The sequence below is a fragment of the Caballeronia pedi genome (genome assembly GCF_001544915.2).
In the GTDB taxonomy this organism is placed as follows: domain Bacteria; phylum Pseudomonadota; class Gammaproteobacteria; order Burkholderiales; family Burkholderiaceae; genus Caballeronia; species Caballeronia pedi.
The window spans coordinates 57,309-75,250 of sequence record NZ_FCOE02000010.1; the positions used below are offsets into that span (position 1 = coordinate 57,309).

At 63.0% G+C, this 17,942-nt stretch carries 15 protein-coding genes, 1 tRNA gene and 1 pseudogene; 8 read left to right on the top strand and 9 right to left on the bottom strand.

Features of this window, described 5'->3' with window-relative positions; translation table 11 throughout:
* Positions 1–16: 16 nt before the first annotated feature.
* Together AWB80_RS17200 and hrpA are read right to left on the bottom strand one after the other, a co-directional pair.
* Positions 17–1,030, bottom strand: coding sequence for a YVTN family beta-propeller repeat protein (locus tag AWB80_RS17200; RefSeq protein WP_061175879.1), 1,014 nt, complete (start codon positions 1,028–1,030; stop codon positions 17–19).
* Positions 1,031–1,157: 127 nt separating this feature from the next.
* A complete protein-coding gene (gene hrpA / locus AWB80_RS17205) occupies positions 1,158–5,552 on the bottom strand; it encodes an ATP-dependent RNA helicase HrpA (protein ID WP_244206555.1) in 4,395 nt (1,464 codons plus the stop codon).
* A 22-nt stretch (positions 5,553–5,574) separates the two neighbouring features.
* On the opposite strand from hrpA, the gene argA reads away from it, so the two are divergent.
* The 3 genes from argA to proP all read left to right on the top strand — a co-directional run bounded on the left by argA (position 5,575) and on the right by proP (position 9,415).
* Positions 5,575–6,957 carry an amino-acid N-acetyltransferase gene (gene argA, locus AWB80_RS17210; protein WP_061175880.1) on the top strand — a complete coding sequence of 461 codons (1,383 nt, stop codon included), beginning with the start codon at positions 5,575–5,577 and terminating at the stop codon, positions 6,955–6,957.
* Between the two features lie 59 nt (positions 6,958–7,016).
* Positions 7,017–7,289 (top strand): oxidative damage protection protein, encoded by a 273-nt coding sequence (locus tag AWB80_RS17215; RefSeq protein WP_061134749.1) that lies wholly within the window; start codon positions 7,017–7,019, stop codon positions 7,287–7,289.
* A 650-nt stretch (positions 7,290–7,939) separates the two neighbouring features.
* Positions 7,940–9,415, top strand: coding sequence for a glycine betaine/L-proline transporter ProP (proP, locus tag AWB80_RS17220; RefSeq protein WP_061175881.1), 1,476 nt, complete (start codon positions 7,940–7,942; stop codon positions 9,413–9,415).
* A 52-nt stretch (positions 9,416–9,467) separates the two neighbouring features.
* Here proP and AWB80_RS17225 read toward each other — a convergent pair whose 3' ends face one another.
* Positions 9,468–9,920 (bottom strand): metallophosphoesterase family protein, encoded by a 453-nt coding sequence (locus tag AWB80_RS17225; protein WP_061176034.1) that lies wholly within the window; start codon positions 9,918–9,920, stop codon positions 9,468–9,470.
* Between the two features lie 135 nt (positions 9,921–10,055).
* Between AWB80_RS17225 and AWB80_RS17230 the strand changes: the two genes are divergently transcribed.
* Positions 10,056–10,140, top strand: a tRNA-Leu gene (locus AWB80_RS17230).
* Positions 10,141–10,287: 147 nt separating this feature from the next.
* On the opposite strand, the pseudogene AWB80_RS44015 reads toward AWB80_RS17230, so the two are convergent.
* Positions 10,288–10,518: pseudogene (locus tag AWB80_RS44015) on the bottom strand (DUF7940 domain-containing protein); the annotation flags it as partial.
* Between the two features lie 259 nt (positions 10,519–10,777).
* Here AWB80_RS44015 and AWB80_RS17235 point away from each other — a divergent pair.
* Positions 10,778–11,917 (top strand): acyltransferase family protein, encoded by a 1,140-nt coding sequence (locus AWB80_RS17235; RefSeq protein ID WP_087131365.1) that lies wholly within the window; start codon positions 10,778–10,780, stop codon positions 11,915–11,917.
* A gap of 245 nt (positions 11,918–12,162) precedes the next feature.
* On the opposite strand, the gene AWB80_RS17240 is transcribed toward AWB80_RS17235, so the two are convergent.
* The 4 genes from AWB80_RS17240 to AWB80_RS17255 all read right to left on the bottom strand — a co-directional run bounded on the left by AWB80_RS17240 (position 12,163) and on the right by AWB80_RS17255 (position 14,868).
* Positions 12,163–13,017 carry a hypothetical protein gene (locus AWB80_RS17240; RefSeq protein ID WP_143328064.1) on the bottom strand — a complete coding sequence of 285 codons (855 nt, stop codon included), beginning with the start codon at positions 13,015–13,017 and terminating at the stop codon, positions 12,163–12,165.
* Positions 13,018–13,684: 667 nt separating this feature from the next.
* Positions 13,685–14,188 (bottom strand): hypothetical protein, encoded by a 504-nt coding sequence (locus AWB80_RS17245; protein ID WP_143328065.1) that lies wholly within the window; start codon positions 14,186–14,188, stop codon positions 13,685–13,687.
* Positions 14,189–14,262: 74 nt separating this feature from the next.
* Positions 14,263–14,475 carry a hypothetical protein gene (locus tag AWB80_RS17250; protein WP_061175885.1) on the bottom strand — a complete coding sequence of 71 codons (213 nt, stop codon included), beginning with the start codon at positions 14,473–14,475 and terminating at the stop codon, positions 14,263–14,265.
* Between the two features lie 108 nt (positions 14,476–14,583).
* Positions 14,584–14,868: a hypothetical protein gene (locus AWB80_RS17255; RefSeq protein ID WP_061176035.1), complete on the bottom strand. Its 285-nt coding sequence runs from the start codon at positions 14,866–14,868 to the stop codon at positions 14,584–14,586.
* A gap of 201 nt (positions 14,869–15,069) precedes the next feature.
* Here AWB80_RS17255 and AWB80_RS17260 point away from each other — a divergent pair, with 201 nt between their 5' ends.
* The 3 genes from AWB80_RS17260 to AWB80_RS17270 are packed head-to-tail and all read left to right on the top strand — an operon-like array spanning position 15,070 to position 17,516.
* Positions 15,070–15,426 carry a hypothetical protein gene (locus tag AWB80_RS17260; RefSeq protein WP_061176036.1) on the top strand — a complete coding sequence of 119 codons (357 nt, stop codon included), beginning with the start codon at positions 15,070–15,072 and terminating at the stop codon, positions 15,424–15,426.
* A 37-nt stretch (positions 15,427–15,463) separates the two neighbouring features.
* Positions 15,464–16,264 carry a phosphodiesterase gene (locus AWB80_RS17265; protein WP_061175886.1) on the top strand — a complete coding sequence of 267 codons (801 nt, stop codon included), beginning with the start codon at positions 15,464–15,466 and terminating at the stop codon, positions 16,262–16,264.
* Between the two features lie 37 nt (positions 16,265–16,301).
* A complete protein-coding gene (locus AWB80_RS17270) occupies positions 16,302–17,516 on the top strand; it encodes an MFS transporter (RefSeq protein ID WP_061175887.1) in 1,215 nt (404 codons plus the stop codon).
* Here AWB80_RS17270 and AWB80_RS17275 read toward each other — a convergent pair.
* Positions 17,495–17,935 carry a response regulator gene (locus AWB80_RS17275; RefSeq protein ID WP_061175888.1) on the bottom strand — a complete coding sequence of 147 codons (441 nt, stop codon included), beginning with the start codon at positions 17,933–17,935 and terminating at the stop codon, positions 17,495–17,497. The genes AWB80_RS17270 and AWB80_RS17275 overlap by 22 nt on opposite strands.
* Positions 17,936–17,942 lie beyond the last annotated feature (7 nt).

Sequence of the window (17,942 nt, forward strand, 5' to 3'; positions counted from 1 at the left end):
CATACCCGTACCCCGCTTACGCCCCGTTGGGCGCCGTCACCGGTGCGCGGTTGTAGAAGTAGATGCCGTGCGGCGAGCGGCCCACCTTGATGGTTTCGATCAGCTTACGATTCGCCAGGTCGATCACGCCGACATGCTTCGCGAAGCGGAACGTAACCCACAGATACTTTTTGTCGGCGGAAAGTTCCATGTCGTCGGGGCCGGGCAGCAGACCGGTGATGTCGCCGACATTCGTGAGCGAGTCCTCGTCGATGATGCTGATCGTGTTCGCGACGCGGTTCGACACCAGCACGTGCTTGCCATCGACCATCGAGCGGAAGTTGTGCGCGCCCTTGCCCGTCGTGATGGTCTTGACCACTTTCTGGTTGCGCCAGTCGACCACGGCCACGTAATCCGCGCCCGTCATGCCGACGAGCAGAAATTTATCGCCCGGCGTGAGCCAGACGCCCGCGGGCACCTTGCCCACTTTCATCTTCCATTTCACTGTTTGCGTCGCGAGGTCGATCGCGGCGATTTCGCCGGATACCTGCAGCGAGATGAAGGCGGTCGTGCTGTCGTTGGTGAACGCGATATGGCTCGGCATCGTCGCGAGCGGCAGGCGCTTCGCGATGCTCAGGTTCTTGCCGTCGAAATGGTAGATGTCGAGGCGGTCGAGGCGCAGGCCCGTCGACACGAACCATTTCTTGTCGGGCGAAAAGCCGATCTGGTACGGATCCTCGATGTCCTGCACCCAGCGCTGCACACCGCCGGTTTTCGGATCGACGAACATCAGATTGTTCGAGACCGAATTCGCGACGATCAGCGATGAATTGTCCGGCGTCGGCATCAGGTGGTGCGGCTCCTTGCCGGTCGGCACGGTGCCGACGACCTGATGGGTGTTTTCGTCAATCAGGCTCAGCGTGGCTTCAGCCGAATTGAGCACGACGACGTTATTGGCGAGCGCCGCGGTGGCGATCAGTGCCGCGCCGGTGGCAAGCGCGGCGCGTGCCGCGGTTGCGCGGACACGGTTGAAACGGAAGAAATTGCGCATGAAAAGTAGGCTTCGGAAGGCAGGCGTCATTGTAGAACGTTTGCTTCGCGCGGCGCGTTGACCGGGTGCGGCTTTTTGCGCAATACGCTGGATCGGCGCAAGAAACGGCGCGCTTTTCAGCCGCCGCCTAGCGCTGCATCGATTCCCAGACCTTGTGAAGGCGTTTCACCGAAACCGGCATCGGCGTGCGCAATTCCTGCGCGAACAGCGACACGCGCAGTTCTTCCAGCAGCCATCGATACTCGGACAGGCGCGCGTCCGCGACCCCGCCGCGTTGCGACATCGCGCGCTGATAGTGCTGCGCGAGCGGTTGCAGATCGGCGAGCAGGCGCGCGTCGCGGGAAGGATCGGCCTTGAGCTTGTCGATGCGCAGGCCGATTCCCTTCAGATAGCGCGGAAAGTGCGCGAGTTGCACGTACGGCGTTTCGATGACGAAGCGCTTGCCGATGAGCGCATTCAGCTGCGCCTGCAAGTCCGCGTACGCCGATGTGAACGATTTCGCCTGCGCCAGCTTTTTCCCCAACGCCGCATATTCGGCGAGAATCGTGCCGACGAGCCGCGCGATTTCCTGCGCGAGCAGCGTGAGACGGCCTTTCGCGGCGTCGCGGCGGGCGTGGAAGGTGGCGTCGTCGTCGGGGAGCGGGTCTTGCAGGCACGCCCGATCGAGCGCCGTGTCGACGATCTGATCGCGCAGTTCGTCGGCGGTGCCGAGCGCCATGTATTGCATCGACATTTCGCGCAGGCCAGGCAGGTTCTTCTCCAGATAGCGGATCGGCTCGCGCAACTGCAGCGCGAACAGCCGCCGCAACCCCGCGCGATGGATGCGCGCCGCTTCTTCGGGCGAATCGAACACTTCGACATCGCAATGCGTGCCGCGATCGACGAGCGCCGGATAGCCGAATAGCGTCTGCCCGCGTCGGCGGATTTCCAGCAGTTCGGGCAGCTTGCCGAAGTTCCACGTCGTGAGGTTTTCGTAGAGCGCGGTGCCGGACGAGGTTTCGCCGGACGGCTGCTGCGCGGGCGGCGCGTTCGTTTCGCCAGAAAGCGCATCGAGCGCGACGCTCGCCGCCGCCGATGTCAGCTTCTGGAATTGTTGCTGCGCCTGACCGCCGAGTTCCGCGCGCAGTTGCGCGAGATTGCGGCCCATCGCGAGCTGGCGGCCGTGCTCGTCGATCACCTTGAAGTTCATGAACAGGTGCGCGGGCAGCGTTTCCAGCTTGAAATCGGCGTTTTTCACGGCGATTTGCGTCTGCTCGCGAATATCGGCGATCAGCGAATCGACCAGCGCGCCCGCGCCGAACTTCGGCCCGCCATGACGTTGGGCGAAACCCGCCGCGTATTCCGGCAACGGCACGACGTGGCGGCGCAGTTTCTGCGGCAACGACTTCAGCAGCAGTTGCGCCTTCTCCTTGATCATGCCCGGCACGAGCCATTCGACGCGGCGCGCATCGACCTGATTCAGGCCGTACAGCGGCACCGCAAGCGTCACGCCGTCGCGCGGCGAGCCCGGCTCGAAGTGATATGTCAGCGCCATCTCGATGCCCGACATCGTCATGCGCTTCGGGAACAGATCGGTCGTGACGCCGGCGGCCTCGTGGCGCATCAGGTCGTCGCGAGAGAGGAACAGCAGCTTCTCGTTGCCCGCCTTTTTCTGCTCGTCGCGATACCAGCGCTCGAACGCCGCGCCCGTCCACATGCCCTCGGGAATCAGCGAATCGTAAAACCCGTAGATGAGTTCATCGTCGACGAGCACGTCCTGGCGGCGCGACTTGTGCTCCAGTTGCTCGATATCGGCGACCAGCTTGCGGTTGTGCGCGAAGAACGGCAGACGCGTGTCGAATTCGCCTTCGACGAGCGCGCCGCGAATGAACAGCTCACGCGCATATTTCGCGTCCTGCTGGCCGTAGCTCACGCGCCGGCGCGCGTAGACCGTCAGCCCGTAGAGCGTCGCGCGCTCGTACGCGACGACCTGCGCGGCCTTCTTCTCCCAGTGCGCGTCGGACAGCGATTTCTTCAGCAAATGCGCGCCGACCGTTTCGAGCCATTCCGGCTCGATCTTCGCGATCGTGCGCGCGTACAGCCGGCTCGTCTCGACGAGTTCCCCCGCCATCACCCAGCGCCCCGCTTTCTTCAGCAGCGCGGAACCCGGCCACAGGTAGAACTTGATGCCGCGCGCGCCGAGATAATGCGGCTCGTCGTCGGCTTTCAGTCCGACATTGCCGAGCAGGCCCGTCAAAAGCGACAGATGCACCTGCTCGAAAGTCGCTTCGGATTCGTTCAGACGCCAGCCGTGTTCGCGCACGACCGTCAGCAATTGCGAATGCACATCGCGCCATTCGCGCAGCCGCAGATGCGACAGGAAATTCGCGCGGCAGGCATCGGTGAGTTGCTTGTTCGATTTCTTGTGCGCGACGGCGTCCTCGAACCACTTCCAGATGCGCGTCCATTGCAGGAATTCGGAGCGCTCGTCGACGAACTGGCGATGCGCCTGATCCGCCTGCTCCTGCGCCTCGATCGGCCGGTCGCGCGGATCCTGCACCGACACCGCCGAGGCGATGATCAGCACTTCCTTCAGCGCGTGATGATCGCGCGCGGCGAGAATCATGCGGCCGACGCGCGGATCGAGCGGCAGGCGCGCGAGTTCGCGGCCGAGCGGCGTGAGCGCGTTGTCGTCGTCGACGGCGCCGAGTTCGTTCAACAGTTGATAGCCGTCCGCGATCGCGCGTCCCGGCGGCGGCTCGATGAACGGAAAGGTTTCGATCGCCGTCAGATGCAGCGATTTCATCCGCAGAATGACCGCCGCCAGCGACGAGCGCAGGATTTCCGGATCGGTGAAGCGCGGCCGCGCCTGGAAATCCGCTTCGTCGTAAAGACGGATGCACACGCCGTCCGCGACGCGCCCGCAGCGGCCCGCGCGCTGGTTCGCCGCCGCCTGCGACACCGGCTCGATCTGCAACTGCTCGACCTTGTTGCGATACGAATAGCGCTTCACGCGCGCCATGCCGGTATCGACGACATAGCGGATGCCCGGCACCGTCAGCGACGTTTCCGCGACGTTGGTCGCCAGCACGATACGCCGCGCGTTCGACGGCCTGAACACGCGCTCCTGCTCCTGCGCGGAGAGACGCGCGAAGAGCGGCAGGATTTCCGTGTGCGGCGGGTGATGCTTGCGAAGCGCCTCGGCGGCGTCGCGAATCTCGCGCTCGCCGGGCAGGAACACGAGCACGTCGCCGGGGCCGACGCGGCACAGATCGTCGACGGCATCGACGATGGCTTCCATCAGATCGCGATCGGCCTTGCGATCGTTGCGCCTCGGCAGCGTGCCTTGCGCGTTCTTGATCGCCTCGCTTTCTTCCTCGATCGGCTGATAGCGCACTTCCACCGGATACAGCCGCCCGCTCACCTCGATCACGGGCGCGGGTTTGTCGTCGCGGCCGAAATGGCGCGCGAAGCGCTCGGCGTCGATGGTCGCGGACGTGACGATCAGCTTCAGATCCGGGCGCTTCGGTAGGATTTCCTTCAGATAGCCGAGCAGAAAGTCGATGTTGAGGCTGCGTTCGTGCGCCTCGTCGATGATGATCGTGTCGTAGGCCTTCAGCAGCGGATCGGTCTGCGTTTCCGCGAGCAGGATGCCGTCGGTCATCAGCTTGACCGACGCGCCCGGCGCGAGATTGTCCGTGAAGCGCACCTTGTAGCCGACCACTTCGCCGAACGGCGTGCCGAGTTCTTCCGCGATGCGCCTTCCGGTGGCCGAAGCCGCGATGCGGCGCGGCTGCGTATGGCCGATCAGCCCGCTGCCGCCCGCGCCGAGACCGCGTCCGAGCGCGAGGCAGATTTTCGGGAGCTGGGTGGTCTTGCCCGAGCCGGTTTCGCCGCTGACGATCACCACCTGATTCGCCGCGATCGCGCGCGCAATTTCCTCGCATCGGCCGGAAACCGGAAGCGCTTCGGGGAACGTGACTGGCGGAACGGGATTCGGCGTGACGATGCGTGGCGCGCGAGGCTGCCGTGGTTCGCGTGGTTCGCGTGGTTCGGCCGGGCGTTCGCTTCGCTGCTCGACGACAGGTCGCGGCGGTCGTGCGATATCCGGTTTGCGCGCTTCGGCAGGACTTTTTTGTGCAGCGCGCTCGACGCGCGGCGGACGATTCCCCTGCTCGCGCCGGGTGTCATCGCGTTTCGGGCGCGCTGGTGCAGCAGGCGGCGCGGGCGGCGGCGTCACATCGCGCGGTTTCGGCGCACGCTGAACGGATTGCGGCTCACTCGGTTGCGATCGAGGTTGAGTGGGCTTCGGCTGTGCAGCCGCCGCTGCGGCCGCTTTTCCGCCCGCAAACCGCCGCGCGGCGAGTTCCTTCTTGCTCAATCCCGCCGTTTCGCCGGACGCGCCCGCGCCCTCACCCGCCTGCGCGTCGCGCAGCAGATTTTCGCGCAGCTTTTGCAACTGCTCGCGCGTGTCGAGGGCTTGATCGGCGGATTGCGGCTTGCCCGGCTGGTTGGGGCGTGCGGGTCGGGAAACATTCGGCATAGCGTCGCATTATAATCCCGGGATGAATTCCCAAACCGACCTCACGATCGCCACGCAGGCGGCGTCGCAGCCCGCTGCGACAGAGCCCGAAGCGTCGAATCCCCACGCCCAGTTCGTCGACTGGATGCGCTCCGTCGCGCCCTATATTCACGCGTTCCGCAACAAGACCTTCGTCGTCGCGTTCGGCGGCGAGCTGGTGCAGGAAGGACGCCTGAATGCGCTCGTGCAGGACGTCGGCCTGCTGCACGCGATGGGCATCCACGTCGTGCTGGTGCACGGCTCGCGCCCGCAGCTCGACGAACAGTTGAGTCTGCACGGCGTCGAATCGTCGTTCTCGCACGGCCTGCGCATCACCGACGCCCGCGCGCTCGAATCCGCGAAGGAAGCCGCCGGCGAAGTGCGCCTCGATATCGAGGCCGCGATCAGCCAGGGCTTGCCGAACACACCGATGGCGCACGCGCACATCAGCGTCGTGTCGGGCAACTTCGTGACGGCGCGGCCGGTCGGCATTCTCGATGGCGTCGATTTTCAGCACACGGGCGTCGTGCGCAAGATCGACGGCGATTCCATCCGCCAGTCGCTCGCATCGAACAAGCTCGTGCTGCTGTCGTCGCTCGGCTTTTCGCCGACCGGCGAGGCGTTCAATCTCTCGATGGAAGATGTCGCCTCAGCCGCGGCCATCGCGTTGCGCGCCGACAAGATCATCTTCGTGACGGAAATTCCCGGCCTGGTGGATTCGGAAAACGAGCTTATCCGGGAACTGTCGCTCGACGACGCCTATCGCCTGCAGGAAAGCGGCGAGCTGCAGGGCGACACCGCGTTCTATCTGAAGCATACGGTGCGCGCGTGCCGTGGCGGCGTGGCGCGCGGCCACATCATTCCGTACCGGCTCGACGGCAGCGTGCTGCTCGAACTGTTCCTGCACGATGGCGTCGGCACGATGATCTCCTACGAGAACCTCGAAAGCCTGCGCGAAGCGACGCCGGACGACGTCGGCGGCATTCTCACGCTGATCGAGCCGCTCGAATCCGACGGCACGCTCGTGCGGCGCGGGCGTCACCAGATCGAACGCGATATCGACCATTTTTCGGTCATCGAGCACGATGGCGTGCTGTTCGGCTGCGCGGCGCTCTATCCGTACACGCAGGAGCGTATCGGCGAAATGGCGTGCCTGACGGTCGCGCCGGAAGCGCAAGGTTCGGGCGACGGCGAGCGCCTGCTCAAGCGCATCGAGCAGCGCGCCCGCGCACGCGGCCTCACGCGCATCTTCGTGCTGACGACGCGCACCGAGCACTGGTTCCTCAAGCGCGGCTTCGTGAAGGTGACCGTGGACGATCTGCCGGAGGATCGGCGGCGCCTGTACAACTGGCAGCGCAAGTCGCTCGTCCTGATGAAACAGTTTTGAACACGAATGAACGAAGCGCAGCACTGCGCTCAGCTACCCCGATACAGGAGAAACTCAAGATGGCCCGAATGGTTCAATGCGCGAAGCTCGGCAAGGAAGCCGAAGGACTGGATTTTCCGCCGCTGCCGGGCGAACTCGGCAAGCGCATCTACGAGACGGTCTCGAAGGAAGCCTGGCAAGGCTGGCTCAAGCAACAGACGATGCTGATCAACGAAAATCGCCTCAACATGGCCGATCCGCGCGCGCGCCAGTATCTGATCAAGCAGACCGAGAAGTATTTCTTCGGTGAAGGCGCCGATACCGCTTCCGGCTACGTGCCGCCGCAGAGCTGAAAACTGCGCTTGGTCGTACTGAAAAACCGGTCCACGCGGCCGGTTTTTTGTTGCCTGCGCGCGGGCAAAATGTTCCGAATGGACCATCAGATGAATCAGACAAGTGTCGGCGCAATCCTAAGCCGGGTAAGGGATCGAGCCGATTGCGCGGCCTCGCCAGAACAGGCCGGTTTGCAGATCGTCTGTCATCGTGTTATCATCTTCTCGTTATCAACAGCAATTCACCATCATTCACGCATTGAGTTCGTAACATTTTCATTCGAACGCAGCGCGGTAGTGACAGGATTCATACAAAGAGGCGCGTCGGTTCATTAGCTGGTTTTGCCAGACTCACGCCGGCCTTTTTCGTCTCAGGTTGTTTTTTCGCCGACGTCGCGGCCCCACCCGCGGCGAACTCCGGATTCCCGCCGAGTTCGCCGTCCGCACGTCAAATTCGTTTGTTTCATCCCGAGTGCAATTTCGCGACCCACCGCGAAGCACCGGCACCGCGTTTGCTTTTCTTTTCGGCATCTGCTTCATACAGCATGCCGCGCGGAGCCATTGGCGATCGTTTTCCGCTGTCTCGATACCAAGGCGGCGCCGTCGCGAAACTGCACTGTCCCGAAGCTCCGCGCGAGTTCTCGGGATCGAATACGGAGTTATTTCGAACTATGTCTTCTCTTCAAGAGGGCCTTTGGCGCACACAGGATTCATCGAGTCAGAAGTCCGATCTCACCCTCGACGACATCACCATCGTCGATCAGTCTTTGCTCAAACGCGCGGTCGGCGCCATGGCCATCGGTAACGCGATGGAATGGTTCGACTTCGGCGTGTACAGCTACATCGCCGTGACGCTCGGCAAGGTGTTCTTCCCGTCGAGCAGCCCCACCGCGCAGTTGCTGGCCACGTTCGGCACGTTCGCGGCCGCGTTCCTCGTGCGCCCGATCGGCGGCATGGTGTTCGGCCCGCTGGGCGACCGCATCGGCCGCAAGCGCGTGCTCGCGATGACGATGATCATGATGGCCGTCGGCACGTTCTGTATCGGCATCATTCCGAGCTATGAAACGATCGGCGTGATGGCGCCGGTGCTGCTGCTGGTCGCGCGTCTCGTGCAGGGCTTCTCGACGGGCGGCGAATACGGTGGTGCTGCGACCTTCATCGCCGAATTCTCGCCGGACAAGAAGCGCGGCTTCATGTCGAGCTTCCTCGAGTTCGGCACGCTCGTCGGCTACGTGCTCGGCGCGGGCGTGGTCGCGGTGCTGACAGCAACGCTCTCGGAAAGCGCGCTGCTGTCGTGGGGCTGGCGCATTCCGTTCATGGTCGCGGGTCCGCTCGGCCTGATCGGTCTGTATATCCGGATGAAGCTCGAAGAAACGCCTGCGTTCCAGCGCGAAGCCGAGAAGGCGGAAGCGGTGTCGCACGAAACGACCAGGGAGCAGTTCCGCGAGACGCTCATCCAGCAATGGAAGCCGCTGCTGCAATGCGTGGGCCTCGTGCTGATCTTCAACGTGACCGACTACATGGCGCTGTCGTATCTGCCGAGCTATCTGTCGGCGACGCTCAAGTTCAACGAGACGCACGGCCTGTTCATCGTGCTCGTCGTGATGGTGCTGATGATGCCGCTGACGCTCTTCGCCGGCCGTCTGTCCGATACGATTGGCCGCAAGCCGGTGATGCTCGCGGGTTGTGTCGGCCTGCTGGTGCTGTCGATCCCGGCGCTCTCGCTGATCCGCATGGGCACGATTCCGTCGATCTTCGCGGGCATGATGATTCTCGGCGCGCTGCTGTCGACGTTCACGGGCGTGATGCCGTCGTCGCTGCCGGCCCTCTTCCCGACGAAGATCCGCTACGGCGCGCTCGCGATCGGCTTCAACGTGTCGGTTTCGCTGTTCGGCGGTACTACGCCGCTCGTCACGGCATGGCTCGTCGACACGACCGGCAACCTGATGATGCCCGCGTACTATCTGATGGGCGCGTCGCTGATCGGTATCGTCTCGGTACTCGCGCTGCACGAGACGGCGAAGAAGCCGCTGAAGGGTTCGCCGCCGGCTGTGGCGTCGAAATCGGAAGCGCACGCGATTCTGCGCGGCCATCGCGAAGCCGCCGAAATGGACGATGCATTCCCGGAAGGCACGGTGCGCGCGTAAGCGTTCGGGCTGTCTGACGGCAAAAGGCCGGTGCGTGAGCGCCGGCCTTTTTTTATGTCACGAGCGCGACGATGCGCGCTTGCGGTTTTCCATTGTCGATGTCGAGCAGCGCGAGCGTGATTGGCAATCTGAAGCGGCGCGGCCCCGCGCTGCCGGGATTCACGAACAACACGTTGTCGCGTCGTTCGATGAGCGGCTTGTGAGAATGGCCCGTGACTACGACATCGATGCCGTCGAGTTGCATCGGTACATCGGCGATATCGTGGACGACGTGGAACGTCACGCCGCCGAGTTCGATGCGCGCATGTTCCGGCAAGTGCGCGACGCCCTCGCCGATGTCGTTGTTGCCGCGCACGACGGTGAGCGGCGCGAGTGGCGCAAGGGTATCGAGCACGTCGCGTTTGCAGATGTCGCCTGCGTGAATGATGTGCGAGACGCCACGCAACGCCACGAGCGCCTCGGGGCGCACGAGGTTGTGTGTGTCGGAGATGAGGCCGATGCGCATCATCGGATGTCCTTGCGCTGAACCAGTGCCGATGATTATGCGGGCGCGGTGAAATCCTGTCGAACGGACCGCGCATCGGCGCGCCGGCGCGGCTTTGGCGCGCTGCCGCGCAATGGTAGAATCGCGTCCGCCCTTGCCGGGGTGATGAAATTGGTAAACATAGCGGACTTAAAATCCGCCGCCTCACGGCTTGCCGGTTCGAGTCCGGTCCCCGGCACCAGCCATTACGTAATGCTTCGTCCGCGATGGGTCCGTAGCTATTGCCGGGAGGCCTCGCCCAGATGTTCGAGCACTTCACGCGATCGACGTCACCTCGGAAATAGAGGGCATGTCGAGGAACGCGCAGACGTTCCGCCCGCCCGCCGCTTCAGGTGCGTTCCGCGCCATCGTCGCCCTCCTTCTCGTCGCCGCCCTCTTTCCGGCGCACAGACGTGTATCGCAGCGCGAGGAAGCCGAGTCCGAAAGCCGTGTAGCCGATCCATTGCGGCACGTTCTGCGGAATCGCCGCCTTGAGCTCGACATCCATGTCCGCCCATGCCTGTGAAATGAGCGGCCCGGCGCCGACGAGAGCGGCGAATGCGGCGCCCGCTATCAACGTGCCGCGCTTGTGGAGCTGCCATCAGTTAACCGCGAGCGTCAGTTTCATGTGATACCGACATGCGGACTCCTTGTGCGCCGTGGCTGGACACAAAAAACCGCCCGTAGGCGGCTGGTGATTATTCTCGGGATGTCATCACGATCTGCAAGCCAAGCCGATTGGCGTGTGGGATTGCGCCTGGCGCGCAGCCGCCGAAGACGGCTTGCGTCTCATGTAAAATTGCGCAACCTTTTAACATGGCCTTCGCTTTGGCATATCGATGATGACATCAGCAAATTACGTCCGCAGCGATCGGGCTCATTACCTCGATAGTCTGCGAGGTTTCGCCGCCCTCTCAGTCATGCTTTCGCACCTGGTTGTTGTGGGATACAACCAATTGGGCTGGATCTGGACAGCAACAATATATTTGCCGGTTCGGATTGCCATTGCCGGACATCAAGCCGTCATTCTCTTCTTCGTTCTCAGTGGATTCGCGTTGACCAGAATGATTGGCGGGATGCGCTCTTACGCATACCCACGTTATTTGGCCGCGCGCGTTGCCAGGCTGTACCCTCCATATGCTGCGTCAATTGTTCTCGCCGCGTCCGTGTACTTCTGCTTGGAAAAGCTTGGCTTCGACTGGAAGGACGGCTGGATGTACACCGTTCACCCTCATATCAACAAAGAGATCATTGCTGATCATGCGCTCTTGGTGGGACCACTCAATGCCCGCGACATAAGTCCTGTGATTTGGTCCATCGCGATGGAAATGCGTATATCCATCGCATTCCCGATTATTCTTTATCTCGTCCGCCGATTTGGAGGATATGCAGTTCTAGGGATGATGATATGCTCACTCGCTATTGGCCCTCTGATCCCTTGGGCTGATGCCCATTACCGCTCATACGTTTCTCAGACGATGCTGACGGTGCATTATGCGACATTCTTCTTTATCGGCTGCTGGCTTTCGTTCAACGTAGATAATCTCCGCGCACGCATACCGTCTAAATATCTTGTCGTGGCGTGGTGCATCGCACTTGGGCTCTACGCGTATCCGTTTTTTGGCGAATGGAAAATCATCGCCAGAGTATGTGGAGACGTGGCCGTAGGCGTTGGAGCCGCTCTACTCATTACTTTGTGTAGCACCGTAAAAGACAACAGCTTCCTCAGACTCGGCGGGTGGCTAGGGAAGTATTCATACAGCCTCTATCTGAATCACATACTCGTCATGTTCACGGCCATCATCGTGTTGTACCGATCGGCGGGGGCAGTCGTGGTCTGGTGCGTGACGATTCCCGCGGCTCTTCTGGTGGCGGTACTGATGCACAAGCTATTCGAATGGCCTTCGGTTTTGCTTGGCCGAAAGATCCTTCGCGGCTTCTCATCGAGCCATACCGTCACGAAGCAATTAGATGCATGAGCAGTGTGCGATTGAGAGGCAAGCCTATCTGCCGGTTCTGCTCGGGCGGCAAGCCTAAAAGCGGCGGTCGATTGGGCTTGGAGGTCCTCGATTTCTGGTCGATCATCGCGAAACCTGCTCATTGTTGAATTGATGCTCCAGGCGCGGGTGGATTCAAGAGGTGGCCTCGCAAATAAACAAGCCACCCGAAGGTGGCTTGCATTTGGCATTGTCAGACGTCGAGTTCAACCAGTGGGGCTCGATCTCTACCGCGCAACGATGCTCGACACGCCGCTCCGAATTTTGCCGACGACGTAGCGGTCGATCAGCAATGGAACGGAAATTCCGAAAATGACATAAAGCGGCCATGTCTTCTCCGTATGCCATTGGAAATACTGCCCGGCGACATCGCTGGGCTTCAACACACCCAACCCGCACAACACGAGATTGAGGACAAAGAATCCGAACAGTTGATGGAGAACAATCGGCAGCCCTTTCTCTCCAATAAAAGCCAGTACTCTGGCACCACGATGGGCTGCGATCATCTGCGATATGCCGAAGAAGAAGGCGATACCAGTCAGGCTCGTCACGATCGGCAATATCGGATGTTCGAACTTCATCACCTGCATCCAGAAATCGAGGACGATCCCTGTTGCCCAAAGTTGCTGCTGCACCGCGTACAACACGAAGAGCGAAAGGACACTTGCTGCATATCGTTGGAGCCGATATTTTTCCGTCAAAAAACCAAGGTAGTAGAAGAAGGCTGCAAATGCGACGTGCAATCCTGCAATCTTGGTCAGCGATACCGCATTGCCGCTATACATATCGCGCGACAGCAAGAGAGCCGCGATCGAAAGCGAAAGATACAACGTGAAGAACGACGCCTCTATCAACAAAGATCGACAACCAGCATTACTTGATGCCAACCTATAGATTCTGGTGTGCACCGCCCCGAAGTACACTCGAACGAAAAACAGGTTCGGGATGAACCAATAAGGCGACGTAAACGGATATGGCCCGGACGTGCTGAATTGCGGGAGAAGGAGATTTGACAGCGTTATCTCGCGATCAAATGCGACAAACCCACAGGCCGCCAGCAACTTGCACAGAACGGCGTACACCAGAATGCACGCCGTGGTGGGGACCAAAAAAGTCCTGACGTGCGAAACAGCTGATCGAACACCCTCGACCGTCCCCTCTCGAAAAAAAAGACCGGACAAACTGAATTATATCTGTCACATCAAAACCTTCATTCTGCGCTGCCATCGCTGATAAGCGAACTAACATCGAACGGCTCAGAAAGACCCTTCTGAGACGCCACATCTCGGTGCTCCTCAGAAATCGTAGCTATCCAGCGAGATCGTGAATGCCGGCGTACCAGTTCCATTACTCGACTTGTAGAAGAGCCGCTGCGGTGTGTCGGTGAGGAGGCGCTTGAACGGAGCTACTTGCGACTGGCCTGCGCCGACATTCGCAGCCATGAAAAGCAGCCGTTGATCCTGCCTGGATGAATCCGTCGACGACTCTTGCGTTCATCGGAACGATCAGCGCATTTACGATGCGTCGGGCTGGCATTCACGACGGCGGACGAGGTGAGTACGTTCGACGCGGCGAATGATACGTTTCGGTCGGTCTGGAAGACCGGAGCGAACTGCGAACTTGCATTGGTCGGGACAACCGGGACGAGCGCAGGCGCCAAGCTGGATCAAGATCGAGCGAAAGCAATTGCGAGGGAGACTGCATCTGCTCTGTCGGCCATGCTGGCCTTACGCCGCGCCCCGTGAACCCTCAATCATTCAACGGCATTCCGGCGACGAGCGCCACCCCATTCGCCACCTGTGTGCCAACAGCATCCGCGACTTCCTGAATGCTCCGATACCCCGTCGGCATCCAGTAAAGCCACGTGTCCTCCTGAATGTCGAAGCTGGCGTCACCGACCGTGACCGTGCCTGACACCCACTCCGCGCCATCGAGGAAATTGAACGCGATGCGCGCCGTGTCCGACTTCGAGCGCACGCTGGTAATGCGGATCGTGACCGGAACGCCGTTCGGATCGAATCGAAGCCCGAGATGAGCCGCGCGCATCGCGAACGCCGACATCATCGCGCTGCGAACCCACGGCGTGAGGAGCACACCGTCGCTGTCGATCCTCGGGCTCTGGATTCCGTTGGCGATCTGCTGCCTGGTCTGAACGCTACCCGTGCGCGGCGTTTCGATGTCCGGCACTGTCGTCAGGCATCCGGAGAGGAACAGGGACAACGCGATGGCGGCTGCAAAGCATCTGAGTGACATTCGTAGTTCTAGTTTTCGGTAAAGGATTGGGTCGCCGGGATAACGGCCCGCTTTCCGAAAACTTGAGCGCCCCCTCACACCGCATTCAACAACCTCTCCGCGTCCCTCACCGCATCGAACAGCGCCTCGATCGCCGTATCGCGGTCGAGCAGGCACACGTGCTCCACATCGAACGGCAGCGCCTCCACGTCGATGAACCGCACCGTCCCGCTGAAGCACTCGCGTGCGCGCCCCCTGCGCACGGAAGCGATGAAATGGGGCGTGACGTAAAGGGCAACTGGCGTCATTTCAACCTCTGCGATGGTCCGGTCGATGAGCCAGAGTCTAGCCACACGCATCGCCGCCCGGCACCCGCCTGACGCGGGGAGCGTCCCCCTCTTTCGCGGCCCCCGCCGCTACACCGAATGCCCCAGCACGCGCGCGACGTAATGCCGTCCCCAAGCCTCGCCGTGGGCGATCGCCTCAGCGACTGTCTCGAACGGGCCGTGGTCGCCCGTCATTTCGCCGGAGTCGCTCGCGAGCGAGGAGCCGTGCACCGGCTGCCGGTCGAGACGCGTCACGCGTACGCGGATCGCGTATCCCTCCGACGGGGCCGCTTCCTCGTCGCCGTCGGCTTCGAGCGGCCTCGGCACCGCCTGCATGGCAAGCAGGTAATCGCCTACTTCGATGTCCTTCTGCATGACGGTCGTCTCCATCGGTCAGGAACGCACGGGTCGTTCGACAGTGCCGATTGTGCTACCGCATCGCGCGACAAAACAAGCCATCGGGGTCGCGCCGCGATGCACTACAGTGATACACGGCCACGCATGTTATAAAGCTTCGCCCGACCTTCATCACGCTCCGATATGCCTCGCGGCATCGGGCATCGACCGAATTCATCGATGAAACATCGAAACCGCCCTCTGCTGGCCGTCCTGATCTCGCTTTCGTTCGCCGCCGTCTCCGGCTGCACGTCCTATTACAAGAACGTCGAGGCCTGCAAGGACAAGACGCGCGCCGACTATCCCGACGCCGCCAGCGCGCCTTTGAAAATCACCGGCTCCGGCGCGAGTTATCATGGTTCACGGGTGGTCGTGCACGGCACGATCCAGACCGCGCCGACGCCGCCCGCCACCAAGCCGGTGCTGGTTTCCGCAGCCGCCGAATGCACGTTCAGCGAGACATCGATGACGAACTTCCAGTGGCTCGTGCCCGCGAAGCTCGCGCCGAAACCGCCGGCAGCCGCATCCGACGACTGAACCGAACCACCCGCCCGCGACGAGGAGACGCACGCACATGCTGCTCGCCCAGATCAGCGATCTGCACATCACGCCGCCGGGCACGCTCGCTTACGGCCGCGTCGATACGGCCGCCTTCCTCGCCCGCGCGATCGACGCGCTCAATGCGCTCGACCCGCGTCCCGACGCCGTGCTCATCACGGGCGATCTCGTCGATGCGGGCGGTATCGACGAATACCGGCATCTGCGCACGCTGCTCCACCGGCTCGCGATGCCGTGGCGCGTGCTCGTCGGCAATCACGACGATCGCGCGCATTTGCGCACGGTCTTCGACGACCGCCCGGAGCTCGCCACCGGCGACGCCTTCGTCCAGTACGCATTCGACGTGGCCGACGTCCGCGTGATCGCGCTCGATACGCTCGATCCCGGCTCGGGCGCGGGCCGCCTGTGCGCGACCCGCCTTGCCTGGCTCGAAGCGCAACTCGACGCGAGCCGCGAGCGGCCCGTCGTGATCGCGATGCATCATCCGCCGGTCGCGTGCGGCATCGGCTTCATGGACGACATCCGCCTCGCGCCCGACGACAGCCGCGCGCTCGATGCACTCGTGCGGCGCCATCCGAACGTCGAGCGCATCGTGTGCGGTCACGTGCATCGGGCGATCAGCGTGCGCTTCGGCGGCACGGTGGTGTGGTGCGCGCCGTCGACCGCGCATCAGGTTGCGCTGCAACTGAAGCCCGACGGCCCCGAGGCCTTCGTCATGGAGCCGCCCGCGTTCGGGCTGCACCTGTGGCGCGCCGATTCCGGCCTCGTCACGCATTGCATGAGCGTCGATCAGGGCGGCGGACCGCAGCCTTTCTGAGTATGATCGGCGGCTGACCGTCAACGTCTCCGCTCCCATGCCCGCTGCGCCGCAACCGCATCCGCCGGAACGCCATCCGCACTATTCCCGCGCCACGCTGTGGCTGCTCGCGACCATCGCGGGCGTTTCGGTGGCGAACATCTATTTCAATCAGCCGCTGCTCGACGACTTCCGCGCAAGCTTTCCCGGCAGCGCGTGGCTGATCGGCGCCGTGCCCGCGTCGACGCAACTCGGCTACGCGCTCGGCATGCTCGTGCTCGCGCCGCTCGGCGACCGCTTCGACCGGCGTCTGCTGATCCTGCTGCAACTGGCGGCGCTCGGCGCATCGCTCGTCGTCGCGGCTGCCGCGCCAACGCTCGCGGTGCTGATCGCGGCGAGCCTCGCGATCGGCATCGTGTCGACGATCGCGCAGCAGGCCGTGCCCTTCGCCGCCGAGCTCGCGCCCGCTTCCGAACGCGGCCACGCCGTCGGCACGGTGATGAGCGGGCTGTTGCTCGGCATTCTGCTCGCGCGCACGGTGTCCGGCTTCGTCGCGCAGTATTTCGGCTGGCGCGCGGTGTTCGGCGCGTCCGTGTTCGCGACCGTCGCGCTGGCGGTCGTGGTGATCGCGCGGCTGCCGAAAAGCCGGCCGACTGCGACGCTTCCCTACGGCAAGCTGCTCGTCTCGCTGTGGCATCTAGCGGCGGAAAGCGCGGCGCTGCGCGAAGCATCGCTGACTGGCGGCGCGCTCTTCGCCGCGTTCAGCATTTTCTGGTCGGTGCTCACGCTGCTGCTCGCGGGCGAGCCGTTTCACATGGGACCGCAGGCCGCGGGGCTGTTCGGCATCGTCGGCGCGGCAGGCGCGCTCGCGGCGCCGCTCGCGGGCAAATCCGCCGACAAGCGCGGGCCGCGTGCGGTCATTTCGCTGTGCATCGGGTTGGTCGCGGTGTCGTTCGTGGTGTTCGCGTTGTCCGCGCGGAGTATCCCCGGGCTGGTCGTCGGCGTGATCGTGCTCGATATCGGCGTGCAGGCCGCGCAGATCTCGAACCAGTCGCGCATCTACGCGCTCAAGCCGGAGGCGCGCAGCCGCGTGAACACGGTCTATATGGTCGCGTATTTCATCGGCGGATCAGTGGGTTCGGCGCTCGCGTCGCTCGCATGGCACGCGATGGGCTGGACGGGCGTCTGTCTCGCCGGCCTCGCGGCGACGGCGCTCGCCGGCTTCAGCCACTGGCGCGGACGCGCGCGCGCTCAGACGCGTTCGCGCGCGTAGTCGTGCAGCGCGTCGAGCACGCGGTCGAATTCGAGCGACTTGTCGAAGAAATGGCGCACGCCATATTGCAGGCACCGCTCGCGATAGGCCGGTAGCGCGTGATTGGTCAGCACCGCGACGAACGCGCCACGCGCTCGCGCCTCGCCGCTCGCCCCGAGCCACGCGAGCACGTCGATGCCCGAGCCGCGCTTCAGTTGCAGATCGACGATCACCGCGTCGAACGACTGCGCCGCGAGTAGCGCGATGGCGTCGGCGGGGTTATCGGCGAAAGCGGTCACGCGCCACGGCCCGAGCGCGTCGATCGCCTCGGTCAGGCTGCGACGGATCAGCGGCGAATCCTCGATCAGCAACACCGCGAGCGGCGCGCGCGGCGTCCGCTCGTGTCCTGCCCGGTCGTCGGTGTCGATGTGATTGCCCACGTCGGGC

Excerpts from the sequence above, each read along its gene's own strand:
- AWB80_RS17200 (WP_061175879.1), bottom strand. The coding sequence starts at position 1,030 with ATGCGCAATTTCTTCCGTTTCAACCGTGTCCGCGCAACCGCGGCACGC.
- hrpA (WP_244206555.1), bottom strand. The coding sequence starts at position 5,552 with ATGCCGAATGTTTCCCGACCCGCACGCCCCAACCAGCCGGGCAAGCCG.
- argA (WP_061175880.1), top strand. The coding sequence starts at position 5,575 with ATGAATTCCCAAACCGACCTCACGATCGCCACGCAGGCGGCGTCGCAG.
- AWB80_RS17215 (WP_061134749.1), top strand. The coding sequence starts at position 7,017 with ATGGCCCGAATGGTTCAATGCGCGAAGCTCGGCAAGGAAGCCGAAGGA.
- proP (WP_061175881.1), top strand. The coding sequence starts at position 7,940 with ATGTCTTCTCTTCAAGAGGGCCTTTGGCGCACACAGGATTCATCGAGT.
- AWB80_RS17225 (WP_061176034.1), bottom strand. The coding sequence starts at position 9,920 with ATGCGCATCGGCCTCATCTCCGACACACACAACCTCGTGCGCCCCGAG.
- AWB80_RS17235 (WP_087131365.1), top strand. The coding sequence starts at position 10,778 with ATGATGACATCAGCAAATTACGTCCGCAGCGATCGGGCTCATTACCTC.
- AWB80_RS17245 (WP_143328065.1), bottom strand. The coding sequence starts at position 14,188 with ATGTCACTCAGATGCTTTGCAGCCGCCATCGCGTTGTCCCTGTTCCTC.
- AWB80_RS17250 (WP_061175885.1), bottom strand. The coding sequence starts at position 14,475 with ATGACGCCAGTTGCCCTTTACGTCACGCCCCATTTCATCGCTTCCGTG.
- AWB80_RS17255 (WP_061176035.1), bottom strand. The coding sequence starts at position 14,868 with ATGCAGAAGGACATCGAAGTAGGCGATTACCTGCTTGCCATGCAGGCG.
- AWB80_RS17260 (WP_061176036.1), top strand. The coding sequence starts at position 15,070 with ATGAAACATCGAAACCGCCCTCTGCTGGCCGTCCTGATCTCGCTTTCG.
- AWB80_RS17265 (WP_061175886.1), top strand. The coding sequence starts at position 15,464 with ATGCTGCTCGCCCAGATCAGCGATCTGCACATCACGCCGCCGGGCACG.
- AWB80_RS17270 (WP_061175887.1), top strand. The coding sequence starts at position 16,302 with ATGCCCGCTGCGCCGCAACCGCATCCGCCGGAACGCCATCCGCACTAT.